General features: G+C 72.0%; 19 protein-coding genes. 15 read left to right on the top strand and 4 right to left on the bottom strand.

The features are described from left to right. The first annotated feature begins 1 nt into the window (after nt 1). The 12 genes from ACFPLC_RS36355 to ACFPLC_RS36410 all read left to right on the top strand — a co-directional run bounded on the left by ACFPLC_RS36355 (nt 2) and on the right by ACFPLC_RS36410 (nt 13,514). Nucleotides 2-1,747 (top strand): NAD(P)H-dependent oxidoreductase subunit E, encoded by a 1,746-nt coding sequence (locus ACFPLC_RS36355; RefSeq protein ID WP_378192599.1) that lies wholly within the window; start codon nt 2-4, stop codon nt 1,745-1,747. Then, nucleotides 1,744-2,601 carry a 2Fe-2S iron-sulfur cluster-binding protein gene (locus tag ACFPLC_RS36360; protein ID WP_378192601.1) on the top strand — a complete coding sequence of 286 codons (858 nt, stop codon included), beginning with the start codon at nt 1,744-1,746 and terminating at the stop codon, nt 2,599-2,601. The genes ACFPLC_RS36355 and ACFPLC_RS36360 overlap by 4 nt, the downstream gene beginning before the upstream one ends. Before the next feature lie 138 nt (nt 2,602-2,739). Further along, entirely contained in the window at nt 2,740-3,552 is an 813-nt protein-coding gene (locus tag ACFPLC_RS36365) for a hydroxypyruvate isomerase family protein (RefSeq protein WP_378192603.1), read from the top strand. Then, nucleotides 3,549-4,436, top strand: a complete 888-nt coding sequence (locus tag ACFPLC_RS36370; RefSeq protein WP_378192605.1) for an NAD(P)-dependent oxidoreductase — start codon at nt 3,549-3,551, stop codon at nt 4,434-4,436. Before ACFPLC_RS36365 ends, ACFPLC_RS36370 begins: the two co-directional genes overlap by 4 nt. 1 nt (nt 4,437) lies before the next feature. After that, nucleotides 4,438-6,126, top strand: a complete 1,689-nt coding sequence (gene gcl / locus ACFPLC_RS36375) for a glyoxylate carboligase (RefSeq protein ID WP_378192606.1) — start codon at nt 4,438-4,440, stop codon at nt 6,124-6,126. Between the two features lie 241 nt (nt 6,127-6,367). Next, entirely contained in the window at nt 6,368-7,237 is an 870-nt protein-coding gene (locus ACFPLC_RS36380; RefSeq protein WP_378192608.1) for an FAD binding domain-containing protein, read from the top strand. After that, nucleotides 7,228-7,698 (top strand): (2Fe-2S)-binding protein, encoded by a 471-nt coding sequence (locus ACFPLC_RS36385; RefSeq protein WP_191305953.1) that lies wholly within the window; start codon nt 7,228-7,230, stop codon nt 7,696-7,698. The genes ACFPLC_RS36380 and ACFPLC_RS36385 overlap by 10 nt, the downstream gene beginning before the upstream one ends. Beyond that, nucleotides 7,695-9,986: a xanthine dehydrogenase subunit D gene (gene pucD, locus ACFPLC_RS36390; RefSeq protein ID WP_378192610.1), complete on the top strand. Its 2,292-nt coding sequence runs from the start codon at nt 7,695-7,697 to the stop codon at nt 9,984-9,986. The genes ACFPLC_RS36385 and pucD overlap by 4 nt, the downstream gene beginning before the upstream one ends. Before the next feature lies 1 nt (nt 9,987). Further along, nucleotides 9,988-10,470 (top strand): nucleoside deaminase, encoded by a 483-nt coding sequence (locus ACFPLC_RS36395; protein ID WP_378192612.1) that lies wholly within the window; start codon nt 9,988-9,990, stop codon nt 10,468-10,470. Nucleotides 10,471-10,583: 113 nt separating this feature from the next. Beyond that, nucleotides 10,584-12,029 (top strand): NCS2 family permease, encoded by a 1,446-nt coding sequence (locus ACFPLC_RS36400; RefSeq protein WP_378192614.1) that lies wholly within the window; start codon nt 10,584-10,586, stop codon nt 12,027-12,029. A gap of 10 nt (nt 12,030-12,039) precedes the next feature. Next, entirely contained in the window at nt 12,040-12,417 is a 378-nt protein-coding gene (locus ACFPLC_RS36405; protein WP_191305957.1) for an allophanate hydrolase-related protein, read from the top strand. Then, nucleotides 12,414-13,514 carry a glycerate kinase gene (locus ACFPLC_RS36410; protein WP_378236053.1) on the top strand — a complete coding sequence of 367 codons (1,101 nt, stop codon included), beginning with the start codon at nt 12,414-12,416 and terminating at the stop codon, nt 13,512-13,514. Before ACFPLC_RS36405 ends, ACFPLC_RS36410 begins: the two co-directional genes overlap by 4 nt. On the opposite strand, the gene ACFPLC_RS36415 is transcribed toward ACFPLC_RS36410, so the two are convergent. Next, nucleotides 13,493-14,488, bottom strand: coding sequence for an aldo/keto reductase (locus ACFPLC_RS36415; RefSeq protein WP_378192618.1), 996 nt, complete (start codon nt 14,486-14,488; stop codon nt 13,493-13,495). The genes ACFPLC_RS36410 and ACFPLC_RS36415 overlap by 22 nt on opposite strands. 85 nt (nt 14,489-14,573) lie before the next feature. Between ACFPLC_RS36415 and ACFPLC_RS36420 the strand changes: the two genes are divergently transcribed. Further along, complete coding sequence (locus tag ACFPLC_RS36420) at nt 14,574-15,269, top strand: TetR/AcrR family transcriptional regulator (RefSeq protein ID WP_378236054.1); 696 nt, start codon at nt 14,574-14,576, stop codon at nt 15,267-15,269. A gap of 285 nt (nt 15,270-15,554) precedes the next feature. Beyond that, nucleotides 15,555-17,780, top strand: coding sequence for a glycoside hydrolase family 15 protein (locus tag ACFPLC_RS36425; protein ID WP_378192622.1), 2,226 nt, complete (start codon nt 15,555-15,557; stop codon nt 17,778-17,780). 21 nt (nt 17,781-17,801) lie between these two features. Here the strand turns inward: ACFPLC_RS36425 and ACFPLC_RS36430 are convergent, their stop codons facing one another. Then, nucleotides 17,802-18,671 (bottom strand): NAD(+)/NADH kinase, encoded by an 870-nt coding sequence (locus ACFPLC_RS36430; protein ID WP_191305962.1) that lies wholly within the window; start codon nt 18,669-18,671, stop codon nt 17,802-17,804. Continuing rightward, nucleotides 18,668-19,669, bottom strand: coding sequence for an SPFH domain-containing protein (locus ACFPLC_RS36435; protein ID WP_378192624.1), 1,002 nt, complete (start codon nt 19,667-19,669; stop codon nt 18,668-18,670). Before ACFPLC_RS36435 ends, ACFPLC_RS36430 begins: the two co-directional genes overlap by 4 nt. 78 nt (nt 19,670-19,747) lie before the next feature. Between ACFPLC_RS36435 and ACFPLC_RS36440 the strand changes: the two genes are divergently transcribed. Further along, nucleotides 19,748-20,425, top strand: coding sequence for an NUDIX hydrolase (locus ACFPLC_RS36440; RefSeq protein WP_378192626.1), 678 nt, complete (start codon nt 19,748-19,750; stop codon nt 20,423-20,425). Nucleotides 20,426-20,452: 27 nt separating this feature from the next. On the opposite strand, the gene ACFPLC_RS36445 is transcribed toward ACFPLC_RS36440, so the two are convergent. Further along, nucleotides 20,453-23,290 carry a glycoside hydrolase family 2 TIM barrel-domain containing protein gene (locus ACFPLC_RS36445; protein WP_378192628.1) on the bottom strand — a complete coding sequence of 946 codons (2,838 nt, stop codon included), beginning with the start codon at nt 23,288-23,290 and terminating at the stop codon, nt 20,453-20,455. Nucleotides 23,291-23,347 lie beyond the last annotated feature (57 nt).

The raw sequence follows: 23,347 nt of genomic DNA on the forward strand, positions 1-23,347 counted from the left end.
AGTGGACCTCAAGCTGCTGGACGCCATCGCGTCGCACGAAGAACGGGAGGCGGTCGCCGGGTTCGCCGGCGGCGGCCGTGACCAGCTGCTCCCCGCCCTCCACGCGGCCAACGACCGGGTCGGCTGGATCAGCCAGGGCGCGCTGAACCTCATCTGCGAGACGTTGCACGTGCCGCCCGCCGACGCGTACGGCGTCGCGAGCTTCTACTCGCTGTTCGCGTTGGCGAAGCGGCCGGAGCGGGTGGTGCACGTGTGCACCGACCTGGCCTGCCGGGTCAACGGCGCGGACACGGTGTGCGACGTCCTCACCGAGCACGTCGGCGCCGCGGGGAAGGCGCGCGGCGGGGTCACGTGGCTGCGCAGCCCGTGCCTCGGCGTCTGCGAACGGGCCCCCGCGGCGCTGACGTTCCAGGCCGGCGACCCGGCGACGACCGAGCTGCTGGCCCCGGCGACCGGCGCGTCGGCCGTGCTCGCCGCCGGGCGGGCACCGTCGGTTTCGGAGGGTGCGCCGCCGGTGATCCACCAGAAGGAAGGGCTCCGGCTGCTGCGCCGGGTCGGCGTGGTCGATCCGTCCAGTTTGGACGACTACCGGGCGGCCGGTGGTTACGCGGCCCTGCGCAACGCCCTGCGCATGGGGCAGGCCGCGGTGATCCGCGAGGTCACCGACTCCGGCCTGCTCGGCCGCGGGGGCGCGGCCTTCCCGACCGGGCGCAAGTGGGCGGCCACGGCCGCCCAGCCCGCCGGGCCGCACTACCTGGTGTGCAACGCCGACGAGAGCGAGCCCGGCACGTTCAAGGACCGGGTGCTCCTGGAGGGCGACCCGTTCGCGCTGGTGGAGTCCATGACGATCGCGGCGTACGCGATCGGCGCGACCCGGGGGTTCGTCTACCTGCGCGGCGAGTACCCGCGAGCGCTGCGGCTGCTGCGCAACGCGCTCGACGTCTGCCGCGAACGCGGGTTCCTCGGCGCGGACATCATGGGCCACCAGGGGTTCTCCTTCGACATCGAGATCCGGCGCGGCGCGGGCGCCTACATCTGCGGCGAGGAGACCGCGATCTTCAACTCGATCGAGGGCTTCCGCGGCGAACCCCGGACGAAGCCGCCGTTCCCGGTCGAGCAGGGGCTGTTCGGCAAGCCGACGGTGGTGAACAACGTCGAGACCCTGGTCAACGTGCCGCTGATCCTCACCGAGGGCGCGGCCGCCTACCGTGCCCTCGGCACGGAGGCCTCGGCCGGGCCGAAGCTGTTCTGCCTGTCCGGCAACGTCGAACGGCCGGGTGTCTACGAGGTGCCGTTCGGTACTTCGCTGCGTGAGCTGCTCGCGCTGGCCGGGGGAGTGCCGGAGGGTCGCACCCTGCGGGCGATCCTGCTGGGCGGCGCGGCCGGCGGGTTCGTCCGGCCGGACGAGCTGGACCTGCCGCTGACGTTCGAGGACGCGCGGGCGGCGAAGACGACGCTCGGCTCGGGGGTCGTCCTGGTCCTCGACGACCTGGCCGACCTCGGCGGGTTCCTGCTGCGGATCGCGGAGTTCTTCCGCGACGAGTCGTGCGGCCAGTGCGTCCCATGCCGGATCGGGACGGTGCGCCAGGAGGAGGCGATCCGCCGCGTCCTGGCGGCCAAGTCCGACGAACGCCCGCTGCTGCGCGAGGTCGGCGGGGTGATGCGCGACTCGTCGATCTGCGGTCTCGGCCAGACCGCCTGGAACGCCATCGAATCCGCCATCGACCGGCTGGGAGCCCTGCAGTGACCATTGTGGACATCGGTATCCCGAAGCGGCTGGTCGAGTTCACTGTGGACGGCGAGACCGTCCGGGTGCCCGAAGGGGCGACCATCATCGACGCGTGCACGGCGGTGGGCAAGAATATCCCGACGCTCTGCTACGGCGACACCCTCGAACCGGCGAACGCCTGCCGTGTCTGCATGGTCGAGGTCGAAGGCTCCCGCACGCTCGTGCCATCCTGCTCCCGCAAGGCCGAGGCCGGGATGGTGGTGCACACCGATTCCGAACGGACGCGCACCAGCCGCAAGGTCGTCCTCGAACTCCTGGCCTCGGCGACGGACCTGTCGACCACCCCGGGCGTGGCGGAGTGGATGGCTTCGACAGGGGCCGATCCGGACCGCTTCGGCCCGGACGCCGCGACCGTCGCGCAACCGGCCCTGGTGGACAACGAGCTGTACGTCCGGGACTACGGCAAGTGCATCCTCTGCTACAAGTGCGTCGACGCGTGCGGCGAGCAGTGGCAGAACTCGTTCGCGATCAGTGTCGCCGGCCGCGGCTTCGACGCCCGGATCTCGACGGATTTCTCGAACCCGTTGCCGGACAGCGCCTGCGTGTACTGCGGCAACTGCGTCGAGGTCTGCCCGACCGGCGCACTGAGTTTCAAGCGCGAATACGACAAGCGCGAGGACGGCACCTGGGACGAGTCCCGGCAGAAGCAGACCACGACCGTGTGCACGTTCTGCGGGGTCGGGTGCAACCTCACGCTGCACGTCCAGGACAACGAGATCGTGAAGGTGACTTCGCCGCACGACAGCTCGGTGACGCACGGGAACCTCTGCATCAAGGGCCGCTTCGGCTGGCAGCACGTCCAGAACCGGTAGCGGTACCCCCTCGCGCGAAGGCGCCGTGACTCGCCGAGTCACGGCGCCTTCGTCGTCCGGGCGTTGACCCCGGCGCAGGTCAGCGGCTATTCTCGATATGCGAAAGAAAAATTCCGGATAGCGAAATTAGAGGTCGCGATGCCTGAAGAGGGCCACTCCCTGCCGTACGTCGCCAACCTGTCGATCCTGTTCAAGGAGGTACCGCTGCTCGAGCGCGCGGGCGCCGCGCGGGACGCCGGGTTCACCGACGTCGAGTACTGGTGGCCGTTCGACTCCGCGGTGCCCGCGCGCGACGAGGTCGACGCCTTCGTGAAGAGCCTGGACGGGGTCCGGCTGCGGGGGCTGAACTTCTACGCCGGGGACATGGCCGCGGGAGAGCGGGGTCTCGTCTCCTGGATCGGCCGGGAGGCCGAGTTCGCCGACAGCCTCGTCGTCGCCCTCGGCATCGCCGAACGCACCGGCTGCCGCAGCTTCAACGCCCTCTACGGCAACCGGCTCGACGGCGAAGACCCGGCCAAGCAGGACGACCTGGCCCGCGTGCACCTCGACCAGGCCGCCGACGCCGCCGCGCGGATCGGTGCGCAGCTGGTTCTCGAACCGCTCTCCGGCGCGGACCGCTACCCGCTCAAGACCGCCGCGGACGCCGTGGCCGTGCTCGACGACCTCGGGCGCGACAACGTGCGGCTGCTGGCCGACCTGTACCACCTGGCAGTCAACGGCGACGACCTGGACGCCTTGGCGACGCGGCACATCGCCCGGATCGGGCACGTGCAGATCGCCGACGCGCCCGGCCGTCACCAGCCCGGCACCGGCTCCCTCGACCTCGGCGGGCACCTCGCGAAGCTGCAGAACGCGGGCTACGCGGGATTCGTCGGAATCGAGTACGTCCCGGAACCCGACACCGAAACGTCGCTGGCCTGGCTGCCGAAGACCCGAAGGGGACGAGCATGAAACTGGGATTCATCGGACTGGGCGTGATGGGTGCCCCGATGGCCGCGCACCTGGTCGCGGCCGGCCACGACGTCAGCGGCTACGACGTCACACCCGCGGCGGGGGAGAAGCTGGCGGCCGCCGGTGGCCGGGCCGCGACCGGCGTCGCCGACGCGGTGGCCGGTGCGGACGTCGTCATCACGATGCTGCCGAACCACCCGCAGGTCGAGGAGGTGGTGCTGGCCGCGGGCGGCGTCCTGGACACCGCCGGGCCCGGCACGCTCCTGATCGACATGAGCACCATCCGGCCCGAGACGTCGATCGCGATCGCGGAAGCCGCGCGGGACCGGAAGATCCGCGTCCTCGACGCCCCCGTCTCGGGTGGTCAGGCCGGTGCCGAGCAGGCGTCGCTGTCGATCATGGTCGGGGGGCTCGACGAGGACTTCGCAGCGGCCAAACCGGTCCTGGACGCCGTCGGCAAGACGATCGTGCACGTCGGGCCGCACGGCGCCGGCCAGGTCGTCAAGGCGGCCAACCAGCTCGTCGTGGGCGGGATCTACGGCCTCGTGGCGGAGGCGATCGTGCTGCTCGAAGCGTCCGGAGTGGACGCCGCCACGGGCCTCGACGTGCTCGCCGGCGGCCTCGCGGGCAGCCGGATCCTCGAGCTCAAGCGCCGGTCCATGGTGGACCGGCAGTTCGCGCCCGGCTTCCGGATCGACCTGCACCACAAGGACATGGGAATCGCGCTGGCCGCCGCCCGGCAGGCCGACGTCGCGCTCCCGCTCACCGGGCTGGTCGCCCAGCTCGTCGCCGCCGGCCGCGCCATGGGGTACGGCTCCCTGGACCACTCGGCCTTGCTGAAGGTCGTCGAACAGTTGTCGGGCCGCGTCCCGGCGGAGGTGTGACATGCCCAGAATCCCCGCGATGCAGGCGGTCGTCGACGTCCTGGAGAGCGAAGGCGTCGACACCGTCTTCGGCTGCCCGGGCGCCGCGATTCTCCCGCTGTATAACGCCCTACAAGGCCGGGCGATCGAGCACCTGATCGTCCGCCACGAAGAGGGCGCGACGCACATGGCCGACGGCTGGGCAAGGACCAACGGCAACGTCGGCGTCGCCATCGGCACGTCCGGTCCCGCCGGGACCAACATGATCACCGGGCTCTACACCGCGCACGCGGACTCGATCCCGATGATCTGCATCACCGGCCAGGCGGCGACCACGAAGCTGCACCAGGAGGCCTTCCAGGCCGTCGACATCGTCGAGATCGCCAAGCCGGTGACGAAGTGGGCGGTGCAGGTCAAGGAGGCCGCGCAGCTGCCGTGGATCTTCCGCGAGGCGTTCCGGATCGCCCGGTCCGGACGGCCCGGCCCGGTGCTGATCGACCTGCCGATCGACGTCCAGAAGCAGGACATCGAATGGGACTCCTCGATCGACTCGCCGCTGCCGGTGACCCGGGTGACCCCGGCACCCGCGCGGGTCGAGCGCGCGCTGGACCTGCTGCTGGCCGCCGAACGCCCGCTGATCCTGGCCGGTGGCGGGGTCGTGCTCGGCGAGGCGAGCGAGCAGCTGCGGGCCGCGGCCGAGCGCCTCGACGTCCCGGTGCAGGTGACGCTGATGGGCAAGGGCAGCTTCCCCGAGGACCACGAGCTGTTCGCCGGGATGGCCGGCATCCAGACGTCGCAGCGCTGGGCCAACGCGGCCTTCCTCGAGGCCGACCTGGTGCTGGCGCTGGGCGCCCGCTTCGGCGACCGGCACACCGGCGAGCTGGCGGTCTACCGCGGCGAGCGGAAGTTCATCCACGTCGACATCGAGCCCACCCAGCTGGGCAAGGTGTTCGGCCCGGACCTCGGGATCGTCTCGGACACGCGGGAGTTCCTCGACGCGCTGCTGGCGGCCGTGGCGAAGCGCTCTCTGACGCCGCGGCGCGAGTGGGTCGGCCGGATCGGCGAGCTGAAGGAAGCGCTGCCCCGGCGTGACGACTTCGACAGCCTCCCGATCAAGGCGCCGCGGGTGTTCAAGGAGATCAACGAGACCTTCGGCGAGGACACCTACTTCGTCACCGCGATCGGGCTCTACCAGATCTGGTCGGGCCAGTTCCAGAAGGCGCACAAGCCGCGCCACTACCAGGTCTGCGGCCAGGCCGGCCCACTCGGCTGGGAGATCCCCGCCGCCATCGGGGTCAAGAAGGCCCGGCCGGAGGCCGAGGTCGTCGGCGTCGTCGGCGACTATTCGTTCCAGTTCCTGGTCGAGGAGCTGGCGGTCGCCGCCCAGTACGACGTCGGGTTCGTGCTGATCATGCTGAACAACGAGTACCTCGGGCTCATCCGGCAGGCCGAGACCGGGTACGAGATGAACTTCGAGGTCGACATCCACTACGACTCGATCGGCACGGACAACGTGAAGATCATGGAGGCCTACGGCTGCTCCGGCACCCGCGTGCACGAGCCGGGCGAGATCCGCACGTCGCTGGAGTGGGCGCGCAAGGAGGCCGAGCGCACCAGCCGCCCGGTTCTGGTGGAGATCATGATCGAACGCGAGGGCAACGCCGCGATGGGCGCCGCCCTCGACGCGGTCCGCGAGTTCGAACCCTGCTGACCCTCGTGAGTGGTAAGGCGGGTTAGAACCCGCCTTACCACTCACGACCACCGGGGTGACCACGGCCGCCGCACGAGTTCAGGACTCGTGCGGCGGCCTTGGCGTGCCCGGGGGACGGGCGTTGGAGGAAAGTACAAACGCGGGCCGGAAATTCACCCGTCTTTCAGGGGTTTTGCCGTGGTCGCGGCCACAGCCCAGCGTGTGTACTTCTTGCCGAAGCAGCCCCGAAAGGACGTCCACAGTGGAATTCCTCCGACCCGACTCGCTGGCCGGCGCGCTCGCCGCGAAGGCCGCGAACCCCGGTGCGGTCCCGATCGCCGGCGGCACGGACGTGATGGTCGAGCTCAACTTCGACCACCGCCGTCCGGAGTCCCTGCTCGACCTCGGCCGCGTGCCGGAGCTGCACGAGCACGGCACCGACGGCGGCCGGATCCGGATCGGCGCGGCCGTGCCCTACACCCGGATCATCACCGAGCTCGGCACGCGGCTGCCCGGGCTCGCGATGGCCGCGCGGACCGTCGGCTCGCCGCAGATCCGCAACCGCGGTTCCGTCGGCGGCAACCTCGGAGCGGCCTCGCCCGCGGGCGACTCCCACCCGGCGCTGCTGGCCGCGGACGCCGAGGTCGAGATCGCCTCGGTCCGCGGGACGCGGATCGTCGCGGCAAAGGACTTCTACACCGGCGTCAAGCGGAACGTCCTCGAGCCGGACGAGCTGATCACCGCGGTGCTCCTGGCGCCGGCCACCGGGCCGCAGCAGTTCAGCAAGATCGGCACCCGCAACGCCATGGTCATCGCCGTGGCCGCCTTCGGGCTGGCCCTGCACCCGGAGCAACGCCGGGTCGGCACCGGTGTCGGCTCGGCGGCCCCCACGCCCCGCCGGGCCTTCGACGCCGAGGAGTTCCTGGCCGCCGAGCTGGACTGGGACGCGCCGAAGCCGATCGCCGACTCGGTGAAACGCCGCTTCGGCGACCTGGTCGCCGCGGCCGCGTCGCCGATCGACGACGTCCGGGGCAGCGCGGCCTACCGGCGGCACGCCCTCGGCGTCATGGCGCGGCGGACGCTGACCTGGGCTTGGACCGAATACTGCGGAGGGAGCGCGAAGTGCGCGTGAACGTCACCGTCAACGGCGAACCCCGCCGGGCGGACAACGTCTGGGAAGGCGAGAGCCTGCTCTACGTCCTGCGCGAGCGGCTCGGCCTCCCCGGCTCGAAGAACGCCTGCGAGCAGGGCGAATGCGGTTCGTGCACGGTCTACCTCGACGGCGTCCCGGCGTGTGCCTGCCTGGTCGCGGCCGGGCAGGCCGAGGGCCGCGAGGTCGTCACGGTCGAAGGCCTGGCCGACGGCGAAGCCCTCGACCCGGTGCAGGAGGCGTTCGTCGAGCGCGGTGCTGTCCAGTGCGGGTTCTGCACGCCCGGCCTGCTGGTGGCCGCGCACGACCTGATCGAGCGCACGCCGGACCCCACGGACGTCGAGATCCGCGAGGCCCTCGCCGGCAACCTCTGCCGCTGCACCGGCTACGAGAAGATCCTCGACGCCGTCCGCGACGCCGCCGCGAGGAAGGCCGTCCGATGAGCGCCCCGGCCCGGTCCCCGCAGGCGCTGCACGACACGATCGCCGGCGGCATCGGCGAGAGCCCGCTGCGCCCGGACGGCACGCTCAAGGTCCGCGGCGAGTTCGCCTACTCCTCGGACCTCTGGCACGAGGACATGCTGTGGGGCGCGACCCTGCGCAGCCCGCACCCGCACGCCCGGATCGTCCGCCTCGATGTCTCCCGCGCGCTGGCCCAGCCGGGCGTGCACGCGGTGCTGACGCACGAGGACGTCCCCGGGGAGAACGTCTACGGCCTCAAGTACCAGGACACCCCGGCGCTGGCCGACGGCCTGGTCCGCTACCAGGGCGAACCGGTCGCCATCCTGGCCGCCGACCACCCGGAGATCGCGCGGCAGGCGCTCAAGGAGATCGTCGTCGAGTACGACGTCCTCGAGCCGATCACCGATCCCGAGCGGGCCGCGCACGACGACACGCTGCCGAAGCTGCATCCGGGCGGGAACCTGGTCCGCCACCAGCGGATCGTCAAGGGCGACCCGGCCGCCACCGCGGATGTCGTGGTGTCCGGTGTCTACGAGATCGGCATGCAGGACCAGGCGTTCCTCGGGCCGGAGTCGGGGCTCGCGGTCCCCGCCGAGGACGGCGGTGTCGACCTCTACCTGGCCACCCAGTGGCTGCACGTCGACCAGCGCCAGACGGCGAAGGCGCTCGGCCTGCCGCTGGAGAAGGTGCGGCTCACGCTGTCCGGGGTCGGCGGCGCGTTCGGCGGCCGCGAGGACCTGTCCATGCAGATCCACTCGTGCATGCTGGCCCTGCGCACCGGCCGTCCGGTGAAGATGAGCTACAACCGCCTGGAGTCGTTCTTCGGGCACGTCCACCGCCACCCGGCGAAGATGTACTACGAGCACGGGGCCACGAAGGACGGCAAGCTCGTCTACGTCCGCGCGAAGCTGTATTTCGACGGCGGCGCGTACGCGTCCAAGACCCCGGTCGTGGTCGGCAACGGCACCACGCTGAGCGTCGGTCCCTACGACGTCCCGAACGCCCGCATCGAGGGCTGGGGTGTCTACACGAACAACCCGACCTGCGGCGCCATGCGCGGGCTCGGCGCGGTGCAGCCGACCTACGCCTACGAGTCCCAGATGGACAAACTGGCCGCCGCACTGGACATGGACCCGGCGGAGCTGCGGATCCGCAACGCGCTGAGCGAAGGATCCACTGTGGTCACCGGGCAGGTGGTCGACTTCCCGGCGCCGGTGGCGGAGCTCGTCCAGCGGGTCCGCGACCTGCCGCTCCCGCCCGAGCCCACCGGCGCACGCGACATCCGGGAGCTCCCGGGCGGCGCGTCCAACACGACCCACGGCGAAGGTGTCGTGCGCGGGGTCGGCTACGGCGTGACGATCAAGAACATCTCCTACGCCGAAGGCCTCGACGACTACTCGACCGCCCGCGTCCGGCTGGAGGTGATCGGCGGCGAAGCGGTGGCGATGGTGCACACCGCCGCCGCGGAGGTCGGCCAGGGCCTGGTGACGCTGCAGCAGCAGATCGCCCGCACCGAGCTGGGCGTGCCGCGGGTGAGCGTGCACCCGGCCGACACGAGCGTCGGCGACGCGGGCTCCAGCTCGGCGTCCCGGCAGACCTACGTCACCGGCGGCGCGGTCCGCAACGCCTGCCGGGCGGTCGCGGAGACGGTCTTCGCCCGGCTCGGACGCGACACCGAAGGCATGACCCTCGCCGGGGGCAAGGTGGTCGCGGCCGACGGCGAAGTCGTCGCCGACCTGGCCGAGCTGCTCGGCGACACGGCGATCGAGGAAACCCGCGAGTTCCACCACCGCCCGACCTCCCCCCTGGACCCGGAGACCGGCCAGGGCGACGCCCACGTCCAATACGGCTTCTCCGCCCACCGCGCGGTCGTCGACGTCGACCTCGACCTCGGCCTGGTCAAGGTGGTCCAGCTCGACTGCGCCCAGGACGTCGGCAAGGCGATGAACCCCGACGCCGTCGTCGCCCAGATCCAGGGCGGCTCGGCGCAGGGCCTCGGCCTGGCCGTGATGGAGGAGATCCTGGTCGAGGGCGGCAAGGTGCGGAACCCGTCGTTCACCGACTACCTCATCCCGACCATCCTCGACATGCCGCCGATGCAGGTCGACGTGCTCGAACGGCCCGACCCGCACGCGCCCTACGGCGTCCGCGGCGTCGGCGAGCCGCCCACGATCTCGGCCACGCCGGCGATCGCCAACGCCATCCGCGCGGCCACCGGCCTCGAGCTGCCGCGCGTCCCGATCCGCCCCGAGCACATCACCGGAGTCTGAGATGACCACGTCGATTTCCGTCGAGACCGAATGGCTCGACGAAGCCGTCCGTATCGCCACCCACAACGTCGAGAACGGCGGTGGCCCCTTCGGCGCGCTGATTGTGAAAGACGGCGAGGTCGTCGCGACCGGTGTCAACCGCGTCACCGCGAACCTGGACCCGACCGCGCACGCCGAAGTCGTCGCGATCCGCGCGGCCTGCCAGGCGCTGGGCACGTTCAAGCTCGACGGCTGCGTGCTGGTCTCCAGCTGCGAGCCGTGCCCGATGTGCCTGTCGTCGGCGCTGTGGGCGCGCGTCGACAAGGTCCTCTTCGCCGCCGACCGCGACGACGCGGCCAAGGCCGGCTTCGACGACCGCGCCTTCTACGAACTCTTCGACCGTCCCCGTGAAACGTGGACGGTCCCCGTGACTCGACTGTCCGCAAAGGACGGTTTCGCCCCCTTCGCGGCCTGGCTCGACAAGAGCGACCGCACCGACTACTGACCCACGAAGTCAGCAGCTGACCGGAGCACACCCGAATCGAACGTCCCGCTCGGCCAGGCACGGCGTGGTGCCTGGCCCTGGCCGAGCACCCCCCACCGGCAAGGGCAGGACGCATGACCCAGACCGAAGTCCCCACCCCAGTAGTCGACGAGGTACCCGAACAACGCCGTTCGCTGCTCGACAAGCTGTTCGAGCTGCGGGCCCGGCAGAGCACGATCGGCCGCGAAGTCCGCGGCGGAGTCACCACGTTCGTCGCGATGGCCTACATCGTGCTGCTCAACCCGCTCATCCTCGGCGCCTCCGCCGACATCACCGGCGCCCGGCTCTCCGCCGCGCAGGTGACCACGGCGACCGCGCTGTCCGCCGCCGTGATGACCGTCCTCATGGGACTCGTCGGCAACGCGCCCCTCGCGCTCGCCGCCGGCCTGGGCATCAACGGGATCGTCGCCTTCCAGATGGCGCCGTCGATGACCTGGCCGCAGGCGTTCGGGCTGGTCGTGCTCGAAGGCGTGTGCATCGTGCTGATGGCGGTCAGCGGGGTCCGCGAGCGGATCATGAACGCCATCCCGCGGCCGCTCAAGATGGCGATCACCGTCGGGATCGGGCTCTACATCGCCCTGGTCGGCCTGGTCAGCGCCGGGTTCGTGACCCGGATGCCGGACGCGGCGCAGACCACGGTCCCGGTGCGCCTCGGGGCCAGCGGGCACCTGCACGGCTGGCCGATCGTCGTGTTCTGCTTCGGCCTGCTGCTGATGATCGTGCTGATGGCCCGCAAGGTCCCGGGCGCGGTGCTGATCAGCATCGGGGTGGCGACCGTGCTCGCCGTCGTGCTGCACGAAGGGTTCGGCGTCGGCGGCTGGGGGCTCACCACTCCGGCGTTGCCCGCCCACGTCGTCGCCGCTCCCGACTTCGGGCTCTTCGGCCACATCGACCTCTTCGGCGGGTTCGCCTCCGCGGGCGCGCTCGCGGCCACGGTCTTCCTGTTCACGCTGGTGCTCTCCGGCTTCTTCGACGCCATGGGCACGATCACCAGCGTCTCCGACGAAGCCGGCCTGTCGAAGAACGGGAAAGTGCCGCGGATGGGCCGGATCCTGCTGGTCGACGGCGCGGGCGCGATCGCGGGCGGGGTCACCGGCTCGTCGCCGAACACGGTGTTCCTGGAATCGGCGGCGGGCGTCGGCGAGGGCGCGCGGACCGGGCTGGCGAGCGTCGTCACCGGCCTGCTGTTCGCCGGGACGCTGCTGTTCACGCCGCTGGCCGGGGTCGTCCCGGCCCAGGCCGCGGCGCCCGCGCTGGTCGTCATCGGCGGCCTGATGGTCGCGCAGTGCCGGACCATCCCGTGGCACGACCCGGACTACACGATCCCGGTCTTCCTGACCGCGGCGCTGATCCCGTTCACCTACTCGATCACCAACGGCGTCGGCGCGGGCCTGATCGCGTTCGTGCTGATCAAGATCGGCCGCGGCAAGTGGCGCGAGGCCGGCTGGCTGCTGTCGGTGCTGGCGCTGGTGTTCGCGGTGTACTTCGCCATCGACGGTGTCGAAACCCTTTTCCGGTAAGGAGTTCCCCGTGCCCCTGATGTTCTTCAACGGCGGTGCCATGCGCGGCGAGCCGCTGCACCACCTCCTCGACGGATCGCCGTTCGTGGCGACGGCGGACACCGCGCCGAAGTACCGGTTCTACGCCGTCGGCGACCAGTGCCCGGCGCTGTACCCGGTGTCGCACGGCGGCGCGGCGGTCACCGGCGAGGTCTACGACGTCTCCCTGGACACCCTGCGGGACCGGGTGCTGCCGGCCGAGCCGCACGAGCTGGAACTGGGCGTGGTGGAGCTGGCCGACGGCAGTTCGGCGTTCGCGATGCTGCTGCGGCGGCCGTACACCTCGCACGTCGCCCTGCGGGACATCACCGACATCGGCGACTGGCGGGCGTTCAAGGCGAGCGCGTGAGGGTCCTGGTCGCCCCGGACAAGTTCAAGGGCTCGCTCACCGCGGGGGAGGTGGCGTCGGCGGTGGCTTCCGGTCTCGCCGACGTCCACCCCGCGGTGGCGGCGCGGACCCTCCCGGTGGCCGACGGCGGCGAAGGCACGGTGGACGCCGCCGTCGCCGCCGGGTACGCGCGGGTGCCGGTCCCGGCCCGCGGGCCGACCGGGGCACCGGTGACGGCGTGCTACGCGGTCCGCGGGGACACCGCGGTCGTCGAGCTGGCCGAAGCGTCCGGACTGCACCGGCTGCCCGGGGCGCCGGAGCCGCTCGTCGCGACCAGCGCGGGAACCGGCGACGTCATCGCCGCGGCCGTGCGGGCCGGGTGCCGCCGGATCGTGCTCGGCGTCGGCGGCAGTGCCTGCACCGACGGCGGCGCGGGGATGCTGACCGCGCTGGGCGCCCGGCTCCTGGACTCTGCGGGCCGTGAGTTGCCCGCCGGGGGTGCGGCCCTGTCCCGGCTCGCCTCCCTGGACCTGTCGGACGTGCCCGAAGTGGACATCGAGCTGGCGTGCGATGTGGACAATCCGCTGTACGGGCCGCTCGGCGCCGCCGCGGTCTACGGGCCGCAAAAGGGCGCGTCCCCGGCCGAGGTCGAGACCCTGGACGCCGCGTTGCGGCACTGGGCGTCGATCGCCGGACCTTCGTTCGCCGAACGGCCGGGCGCCGGGGCGGCCGGGGGAGTGGGGTTCGCCGCGATGGCGGTGCTGGGCGCCCGGATGCGGCCGGGCATCGAGCTCCTGCTGGACCTTCTCGATTTCGACGCGGCCCTGGCGGGTGCGTCGCTGGTGATCACCGGCGAGGGATCACTCGACGAGCAGACGTTGTCGGGCAAGGCCCCGGCCGGGGTGGCCCGGGCGGCGGCGGCCCGGGGCATCCCCTGCGTCGCGGTGTCCGGACGCTGCCGGCTGTCCCCGGCCCAGCTGGCGGACGCGGGCATCTCGGCCGCGTACGCGCTGACCGACCTGGAACCGGACCCGGCGCGGTGCATGGCGGAGGCGGCGCCGTTGCTGCGCCGCCTCGCGCACCGCGTGGCGGCCGACTACTTCTCGCTGTCCAGGTGATCGAGCTGGGCGGCGGCGTACCGGCCGCCGGCCGCGGCCCCGGCCGGGACGGCGGCTTCGATCTCCGCCAGCTCGGCGCCGGTCAGCTCGACGTCCGTGGTGCCGAGGGACTCGGCGAGCCGGACCCGGGTGCGGGCGCCGACCAGGGGGACGATGTCCTCGCCCTGCGCGGCGACCCACGCGATGGCGAGCTGGGCGGTCGTGACCCCCTTGGCGGCGGCGAGCTTGCCGAGTGCGTCGGTGAGGGCCAGGTTGCGATCGAGGTTTTCGCCCTGGAACCGCGGGCTGTGGCTGCGGAAGTCGGCCGCGGTCAGCTCGCGCGACGGCGTCCAGTGGCCGCTGAGGAGGCCGCGGGAAAGGACGCCGTACGCGGTGACGCCGATGCCGAGCTCGCGCGCGACCGGCAGGATCTCCGCCTCGATTCCGCGTGACAGCAGGGAGTACTCGATCTGCAGGTCCGAGATCGGGTGCACGGCGGCGGCGCGGCGCAGCGTCTCCGCGCCCACTTCGGACAGTCCGATGTGGCGGATGTAGCCGGCCTGCACCAGTTCGGCCAGCGCGCCGACCTGGTCTTCGATCGGCACGGCCGGGTCGAGCCGGGCCGGGCGGTAGACGTCGATGTGGTCGGTGCCGAGCCGGCGCAGGCTGTAGGCGAGGAACGTCTTGACGGCCTCGGGGCGGCTGTCGTAGCCGAGCCAGGCGCCGTCCGGGCCGCGCAGCGCGCCGAACTTGACGCTGATCACCGCCTTGTCGCGGTCGCGTCCGCGCAGGGCCTCGCGCAGCAGCAGTTCGTTGTGGCCCATGCCGTAGAAGTCGCCGGTGTCCAGCAGGGTGACACCGCCGTCGAGGGCGGCGTGCACCGTGGCGACGGACTCGGTCTCGTCGGCCGGGCCGTACAGGTCGGACATGCCCATCAGGCCGAGGCCGAGGGCGCTGACGGCCGGACCGGTCCGGCCGAGGGTGCGGGTGCGCATGGAATCTCCTGTTTCCGTCGATACCTGTCCAACGGTATCACTGATACCGAACGAGTGCTACCGAGGACTTGTTATCATTGGAACCATGGCAACGAAGACGGCGGTGGACACGCGCGTGCGCATCCTCGAAGCGGCGGCGGCGCTGCTCGCGGCGGAGGGCCGCGACGGCCTCTCGACCCGAGCGGTCAGCGCGGCGGCCGGCGTCCAGCCGCCGGCGCTGTACCGCCTCTTCGGCGACAAGGACGGCCTGCTCGACGCGGTCGCGGCCTACGGCTTCGACGAGTACTTGAAGAGCAAGCGCGCGATGGGCTCCACCGGCGACCCGGTCGAGGACCTCCGCCGCGGCTGGGACCTGCACATCGAGTTCGGCCTGGCCCGCCCGGAGTTCTACGTCCTGATGTACGGCGACGCCCGCCCGGGCCGCACCTCACCGGCGGCTCGCGAAGCCGAGGCGATGCTGCGGGCCATCGTCGAGCGCGTCGCCGCCGCCGGGCGCCTCCGGGTGAGCGTGGAGCGAGCAGCCCGTCTGACGCACGCGGCGGGCATGGGCGTGGTGCTCTCCCAGATCGCGACACCGGAAGACCAGCGCGACCCCGAGCTGTCGGCAACGGCCCGGGAGACCGTGCTGGCCCGCATTCTCACCGGCACCGAGGAACCGGCGGGTTCGGACCTCCCGGAGCGGGCGATCGCCCTGCGGGCAGGCCTCGACGGCGCAACAGCACTGACGAAGGCCGAACGAGTCTTGCTCGCAGAGTGGCTGGACCGCATAGCCGACGCTTGAGCGGCCGGTCTCAGGGCTCCCGGAAAGCCCGGCAGCCCACCCACCGAAACCCACACCCCCGCAACCCCGATCCGAAGCCCCAACACGGCCGGCAGCGCCGGGTCAAGGCACGCTTTCCCGCCTTGACGCGGCGTTGCCGGCCGTAGTCACAATCGCGGCTTCGGGGTTGCGGCAACGAGCAGGCCTGCATCGATACAGACCCATCGGACATTGCCTGTCATCCCCGCACCCCTCAATATGTTGCGACCCACAACATATCCACGACAACGCCGTCGGAGGGACCCGATGATCAGGTGGAAAGCAGTCCTCGCCTGCGCCGGAGCGAGCATCCTGCTCGCCGGGGCGGTGCCCGGCACGGCCTCGGCGAGTGGCACCGCAACAGACTGCTGCGGCGGCGGAGCCTCCTGGGCAACGGGCAACAAGTCCGCGCTCGGCACGTCGACGACCACCGCCAGCCCGGTCTGGTTCACCGTCGCCAACGGCGTCACGTCCGAGGTCTTCTACCCCCGGGCCGACGTCCCGAACATGCAGGACATGCAGTTCGTCGTCACCGACGGCTCGACCTTCGTCGACCTGGAACGCGACGCCACCAACCACGTCGTGACCATGCCCGACGAGAAGGCGCTCCAGTACACGATCACCAACACGGCGAAGAGCGGGAAGTACCGGATCACCACGAACTACATGACCGACCCGGCCCGCGCCACGCTCGTCACGAACACCCGGTTCCAGTCCCTCGACGGCGGCACCTACCGCCTCTACCTGCTCGCCAACCCGTCGATGGCGGGTGGCGGGGCCAACGACAACGCCTGGTGGGACACCACCGGTGCCCTGATGGCGAGCGGCACCGAGACGTTGTTCGGCGGAACGGCCACCACGGTCGTCTCCGCGCTGCGCGTCTCGACCGGCTTCACCGCGCACGACAACGGCTACAGCGGCGCGGCCAGCGACTGCCTGGTCGACCTGCGCGCCGACAAGACACTGAACAACCAGTTCGACGCCGTCTCCGGCACCGGCAACGTGGTCCAGTGCGGCCAGATCCCGGTCGGCTCGGACACGACCTTCACCGTGGCACTCGGCTACGGCGGCACCGCGGCCGCCGCGTCCTCGGCCGCGAGCGCCTCGCTGAGCAGCGGGTTCGCCGGCGTGTCGGCGTCCTACCGCAGCGGCTGGAACACCTACGTCGGTGGCCTCAAGCCGGCTCCGGCCAGCGTTTCCGGGGACACGCAACGGCGTCGTGCCTACTACGTCGCGGCCATGGCGCTGAAGACGGCCGAAGACAAGCAGCACCCCGGCGCGAGTGTCGCGGGCCTGGCGACGCCGTGGGGTGACTTCACCAACGGCGACCACCTCAACGACGGCTACCACCGCGTCTGGGGCCGCGACCTCTACCAGCAGGCGACCGGTCTCCTGGCCGCCGGCGACAGCGCGCAGGCCAAGCGGATGGCCCAGTTCCTCTGGAACGCGCAGTGGATCGGCAGCCCCACGGCGGGCGACGGCACGACGTACCCCGCGGGGTCCTTCCCGCGCTACAGCCCGGTGTCCGGGGTCGCGGGGGCGAGCGCCCAGCAGCTCGGCTGCTGCGGGCAGCTGGACCAGGACGCCGACGCGATCCTGCTGGCCTGGCTGACCGGCCTCACCGACGCGTCGACCTACGCGAAGGTCAAGACGACCGCGAACCACATCGTCACCACCGGCCCGGACACCACCGAACGCTGGGAGGAGCAGTACGGCAAGTCGCCTTCGTCGGTGGCGGCGGAGATCGCCGGGCTGATCGCGGCCGGGGCCATCGCGCGGGCGAACGGCGACACGGCGAGCGCGTCGACGTGGGAGTCCACCGCGGACTCCTGGCGGAACTCCCTGGCCGGCTGGACCGTCACGACGTCCGGCTACTGGGGCGGCCACACCTACTACGAGCGGCTCGACCGGGCCGGCAATCCCAACGACACCGCGACGATCTGCTTCGACGAAGGCTGCTTCTACGAGCACGACGTCACCGACTTCGGTTTCCTCGACCTGGTGCGGCTCGGCATCCGGCCGGCCGGGGACGCGACGATCGCCAACTCGGTGGCCCCGACGGCCGCTGCGTCGGACGGCAACGCGGCGATGCAGGTGACGTTGCCGAACGGGGACGTCTACTTCCACCGCTACCCGCACGACAACTACGGCGAGAGCACCGCGAACTGCAGCGGCTGGCCGGCCGGCGGCACCCAGCGGTTCGGGCGGCTGTGGCCGGTGCTGTCGGGGGAGCGCGGGCAGTACGAGCTCGCCAACGGCCGCTCGGCAGCGGTGTACCTGAAGTCCATGGCGGACTCGGCCAACGACGGCTACTTCGTGCCCGAGCAGGTCTGGGACCGCGCCGACGTCGGCTGCTTCGGCCTCGGCCGCCCGACCGGCAGCGCGGGCCCGCTGATGTGGGCCGAGGGCCAGTACCTGCGGCTGGCGCAGAGCATGGACGCGGGCCACAACCTCGACACGCCGTCGATCGTCAAAGCCCGCTACGGCACCTGACACGCCGTGTCGTCCGTTCGGTCAGCGCACCAGGCGGACGGTCTTCGCCGCGGGGGCGAAGGTCGCCGTCTGGCCGCGGGTGAGGGCGACGGTATCGGCTTCGAGACCGTCGCCGAACGCGACCAGGCGGTCGGATTCGACCTCGACCGTCAGCGGCGCCCGCGTCAGTTCGCCTTCGGTGCAGGTGGTCCCGGTCGTCGGTGACGGCCACGCCTCCCGCACGAACCACACCAGCCGGGCCTCGCCGGGGGCCGGCAGGGGCAGCTCGCTGCGGCGTTCCCGCCACACCGAGCCGCACCAGCCGGTCGCCCCGGTGCCCGTCCCGACCAGGATGCCCGACGACGCCTGGCGTTCCGGCCGCCCGCCACCGACCCCCAGCCGGTAGCGGGCGGTCTGGTGGCCGGGGTGCCCGAGGTAGATCTCGTTGAGGGCGAGCAGCCGCTGGCCGTCGTCCGCGGTGAGCTCGGCCATCGTCCGGTGCTCGACGTCGGCCGGGGACCGCACCAGGTCCGCGACGGCCTCGACCGGGTGCTTGACCAGGACACCGGGCTCGCCGGGCGCGACGCCGATCACCGGCTGGCCGTCGAGGTACTTGGCCACGTTGGCGATCAGGCCGTCCTGCCCGACCACCACGACGACGTCCTCGGGCGTGAAGAGGAACCGATCGAGGTCGGCGCGTTCGACCTCGCCGCGCCGCCAGTCCAGCGGGATGGCGGCACTGGCCGCGGCGAGCGCGGCGCGCACGGCCGCGTCCGCCGCGGTGACCTCGGCGAGGTCGCGCCCGCGGGTGCGCAGGAAGAACTCCGCCTGGCCGCGGGTGCCGTGGCGGGCGACGAGCTCGTCCAGCTCGGTGCGGCGGTGGACGAGCACGACCCGCGGGGCGAGGCTCACGACCGGACGCCCAGCTTCGTCAGCAGCGGCGCCAGCAGGTCCGGGGTGAGCACCAGGCTGTCGATCCGCGGCAGGTTGCCGGCCAGTTCCTTCAGCGCCAGCCCGGTCAGCACACCCGCGGGCAGGTCGCGGTACGCGGCCAACCGGGCCGCCTCGCCCGCCGCTTCGGCCTCGCCGAGCGCTCGCTTCCCCTCGGCCTTCACCTGCGTCAGCCGCTCTTCGCGCGACGCCTGGGCCTCCGTCTCGATCCGATTCGCCGCCGCGGCTTCTTCCGCCTGACGCCGGGCGTTCGCACCGCGCTGGGCGAGTAGCTGCTCCTCCCGGCGGGCCAGCTCGATCTGGTTCTGCAGCTCGTTTTCGCTGATCGCGCGTTCGCGTTCGACGGCGAGCGCGCGCCGCTCGAAGGTCGCGCGGTCGGCCTCCTGCTGCACCTTTTCCCGTGCGGTCGTCTGCAGTGCCTTCTCGACCTCGGGTTCGGCCCGGATCGCGACGACGCGGACGTCGATCACGGCCGAGCCGGTCTGCGCGAGCCGGGTGTCCTCTTCGGCCAGGCCCGCGCGGATCCGGTCGCGGACCGCGCGGACGCCGTCGACGAGCGCGGTGGCCAGGGGCGTGCGGGTCAGCACCTCGACCGCGTACTGCTGGACGTTCTCGGTGAGCAGCCCGCTGATCTGCGCCAGGGGATCGCTTCTCCAGCGGCCGGTGTCCGGGTCGATGGAGAAGTCGATGCGCTGCGCGGCCAGCGCCGGGTCCTCGATCCGGAAGGTGAGGGCGAGCTGGACGGTGACGTCCTGGAAGTCGGCCGTGCGGGCGTGGAACAGCAGCGGGAGCTCGCGGTCGTCGACCGGGACCTCCGAGACGACCGCGGTCAGCGGCCGGTACCAGAACGACAGCCCGACGCCGTCGTGCGCGAGCTTGCCGCGGCGGTAGTGCCGGATGTGCACGGTGGGCGCACCGCGCAGGTGCCGGAACCCGAACCGGCGGTCGATGTGAGCCATGGAGCCCTCCTCTTATCGTCGCCGTGACGATATGGGGTGGACTCGCTAATCGTCAAGCTGACGATTAGGGTGGGTGGCATGGGTCACCCGCCGTTCGCCGTCACCGTCGACCTCGTCGTGCTCACCCTGACCGGGGACGAGCTGTGCGCACTGCTGGTGCGCCGCGGAATCCCGCCGTACGAGGGGGAGTGGGCGTTGCCGGGCGGATTCGTCCGGGAGGACGAGGACCTGGCGGACGCGGCGCGCCGGGAACTGGCGGAGGAGACCGGGCTGGCGCCGGGGACCGTCCACATCGAACAGCTGGCGGGCTACGGCGCGCCCGACCGCGACCCGCGGATGCGGGTCGTGACGGTGGCGTACCTGGCGCTGGCGCCGGACCTCCCGGTGCCCCGCGCGGGGACGGACGCGGCGGAGGCGCGCTGGGCACCGGTGCGTGCGCTGCGAACCGAGCGCCTGGCGTTCGACCACGACCGCATCCTGGCCGACGGTGTGGAGCGCGCTCGCGCGAAGCTGGAGTACTCCCCGCTGGCGACGGCGTTCTGCCCACCGGAGTTCACGGTCGCGGAGCTGCGGAGGGTGTACGAGCTGGTGTGGGACACGCGGCTGGACCCGCGCAACTTCCATCGGAAGGTGACGGGAGCGGAGGGGCTGCTGGAGCCGACGGACCGAACGACCACCCGCGACGGCGGCCGCCCGGCCCGGCTGTACCGGCGAGGCGCGGCGGACCTGCTCTACCCACCAATGCTGCGAAGCTGACCAGCCGGCGAGCCGGCCGGCGCGGAACTAGCGGCCCGGCACCGGCCGGAACCACAGCGTGAACTCCGTCTTCTGCGGCACCAGCCGGTACCGAGGCAGTACCCCCGGCCCGCACGACGCCGTCCCCAGGCCGTGCTGGGCCACGTCCAGCGTCAGGTGCACCAGCTCGTCCGGCACCAGGTCATCGGTGTGCCGCGCCTCCTCCAGCGCCGCGGCAGTCCAGCGGCGGGCCGTGAAGTCGAAGACCGGTTCGCCGTCGATGCGGAGGCCCGCGCCGTCCGGGGCCGTCAACGCGGCCCAGCGCACCGCCGTCCGGTTGCCGTTCTCCTGCGGGAAGACGTACGGCGTCTGCAACCCTTCGACGCTGCTGGAAAACCGGCCGATCCGGGCCGCCTGGCGGCTGTCCGGGTACGCCTCGCCCGGGCCGCCGCCGAACCACTCCGCCGAACCCCACGCGCCCGGGATCGCCATCGCCAGCCCGAGCCGGGGGAGGGTGCCGGGGAACTCGCCGTCCGGGGTCACCTCGACGCGCAGCCGGAGGCGGTCGTCGAACGCCGTCCACGTGTAGTCCGCGAACAGCCCGAACGGCTGGGCCGGCGGCGCGACCCGCGTGCGCACCACCAGCTCCTCGCCGTCGGCGTCGACCGCGATCACCCGGTGCTGCATCCGGTGCAGCCCGGCCTCGCGCCATTGGTCGGCGTCGGGCCGTCCCGCGAACGTGCCCCGGTCGTTGTCGGTCGTCGCGCGCCAGACGTCCAGGCGCGGCCCGGCCACGACGTGCCCGCCGAGGGCCGACAAGGTGCCCGTCACCGGGTCGAACTCACCGGCGCCCAGCACCAGCCGCCCGCCGGTGCGGAACACCGGTCCGCGCGGCGGGAGCGCTGCCGCGACCGGTGCCTCCGACACCGCCAGCTGGCCCCACCCGACGACGTGCCCGGCCGGTGCCCACGCCGTCGACGAGGTCAGCGCCGCGGACACCGTCAACCAGGACTCCCCGCTCGTCGCGGGCAAGGCGGGCCGCGACACCACCGTGCTCTGTCCCGACAGGACCGGAGGGACCTCGAGAACGCTTTCGGCGACGGCGATTCCTTCGTCTTCGAGCACCCACGTGAAGGTGAGGTGCCCGGCGTCGACGAAGTCGTAGTGGTTGCTCACCCGGATCCCGGACGTGTCCGCCTCGATCCGGACCGGCTCGATCACCTTCGCGAACTCGGCCAGCCCCGGCGACGGCGTCCGGTCGGGGAAGACCAGGCCGTCGATGACGAAGTTGCCGTCGTGGATCGGCTCGCCGAAGTCGCCGCCGTAGGCGAAGTGCCCGTCGGCGGCCAGGCCGTGGTCGATCCACTCCCAGACGAACCCGCCCTGGCAATTCGGGTACCGCTCGAACAGCTCGCGGTACTCCAGCAGCCCACCCGGGCCGTTGCCCATCGCGTGCCCGTACTCGCACTGCAGGAACGGCAGCTCCCGGCGCCGCGCGTTGTCGTCGTCCTTGCGGCCGATCCGCTCGACCTCCTCGTGCGTGGCGTACATCCGGCTGTGCACGTCGACGTAGGCGCAGTCGTGGTCGCCTTCGTAGTGGATCGGCCGGGTCGGGTCGCGGTGGCGCACCCACTCGGCCATCCGCGCGAGGTTCTCCCCGGTGTGGCTTTCGTTCCCCAGCGACCAGAGGATCACGCTGGGCCGGTTCTTGTCCCGCTCGACCGTGCGCCGCATCCGGTCGAGGTACGCCTCCGCCCAGATCGGCTCGTCGCTCGGGTTGCCCGCCCAGCCCAGCGGCTCGAAACCGTGGGTCTCCAGGTCGCACTCGTCGATCACCCACAGGCCGTAGGTATCGCAGAGCTCCAGAAAGGCCGGGTCGGGCGGGTAGTGGCTGGTCCGGACCGCGTTGACGTTGTGCCGCTTCATCAGCAGGACGTCGGCCAGCGCGGTCTCCGGCGAGACCACCCGCCCGGTGCGCGGGTCGTGCTCGTGGCGGTTGACCCCGCGCAGCATCAGCGGGCGCCCGTTGACCTTGAGCTTCCCGTCCTCGATGGTCACGGTCCGGAACCCGATCCGCACCGGCACCCGCTCGGCCGCAGTGGCCAGCGTGCCCTCGTACAGCCGTGGCGTCTCGGCGCTCCACGGCTCGACCGGCAGCTTCAGCGCTTCCCCCGCCGGGTGCCCGCTGACGCCCAGCTCGGGAATGTCCAGCACGACGTCCGGACCGGTCTCGACCCGAACCGTGCCCAGGCCGGTGCCGTGGTCGTAGTCCGCGCGGATCCAGTAGTCGCCGATGCCGCCGTCCGGGCGGGCGAGCAGGGTGACGGCGCGGAAGATGCCCGAGGCCCACCACATGTCCTGGTCTTCGAGGTAGCTGCCCGCCGACCACTGGTGCACGCGCACCACGAGGACGTTCCCGGTCGGCCGCAGCAGCGGCCCCACCTCGAACTCCGACGGCAGCCTGCTGCCCTGCGTGACGCCGAGCTCGGTGCCGTTGAGCCAGATCCGGCCGCAGGAGTCGATGCCGTCGAAGCGCAGCACCGCGGACCCGGCGGGCCAGTCCGCGGGCAGGTCGAACCGCAGCCGGTGGTCACCGGTCGGGTTGTCCGACGGCACGTGCGGCGGGTCGACCGGGAACGGGTAGGGCACGTTCGTGTAGGCCGGCCGCCCGTGGCCGTGCAGCTGCCACAGCGACGGCACCGGCAGCTCGTCCCAGGCCGAGTCGTCGAACCTCTCGGCTTCGATCCCCGCCGGCGCGGCCGCGAGGCTCGGCGACAGCCGGAACCGCCACGTGCCGTTCAGTGACAACGATGGCGCGTCGGAGGTGAACGCCGCGCGCGGCGGAAGCGAACCGCGGCCGGGGCCGGGGTCTTCGAGGTACGACATGGGGTCCTTTCCGCGTCCGCCAGGCGCCCGAGAACGTTCCCGTGAACGTTCACGGAC

This window comes from Amycolatopsis plumensis (assembly GCF_042652605.1).
In the GTDB taxonomy this organism is placed as follows: Bacteria; Actinomycetota; Actinomycetes; order Mycobacteriales; family Pseudonocardiaceae; genus Amycolatopsis; species Amycolatopsis plumensis.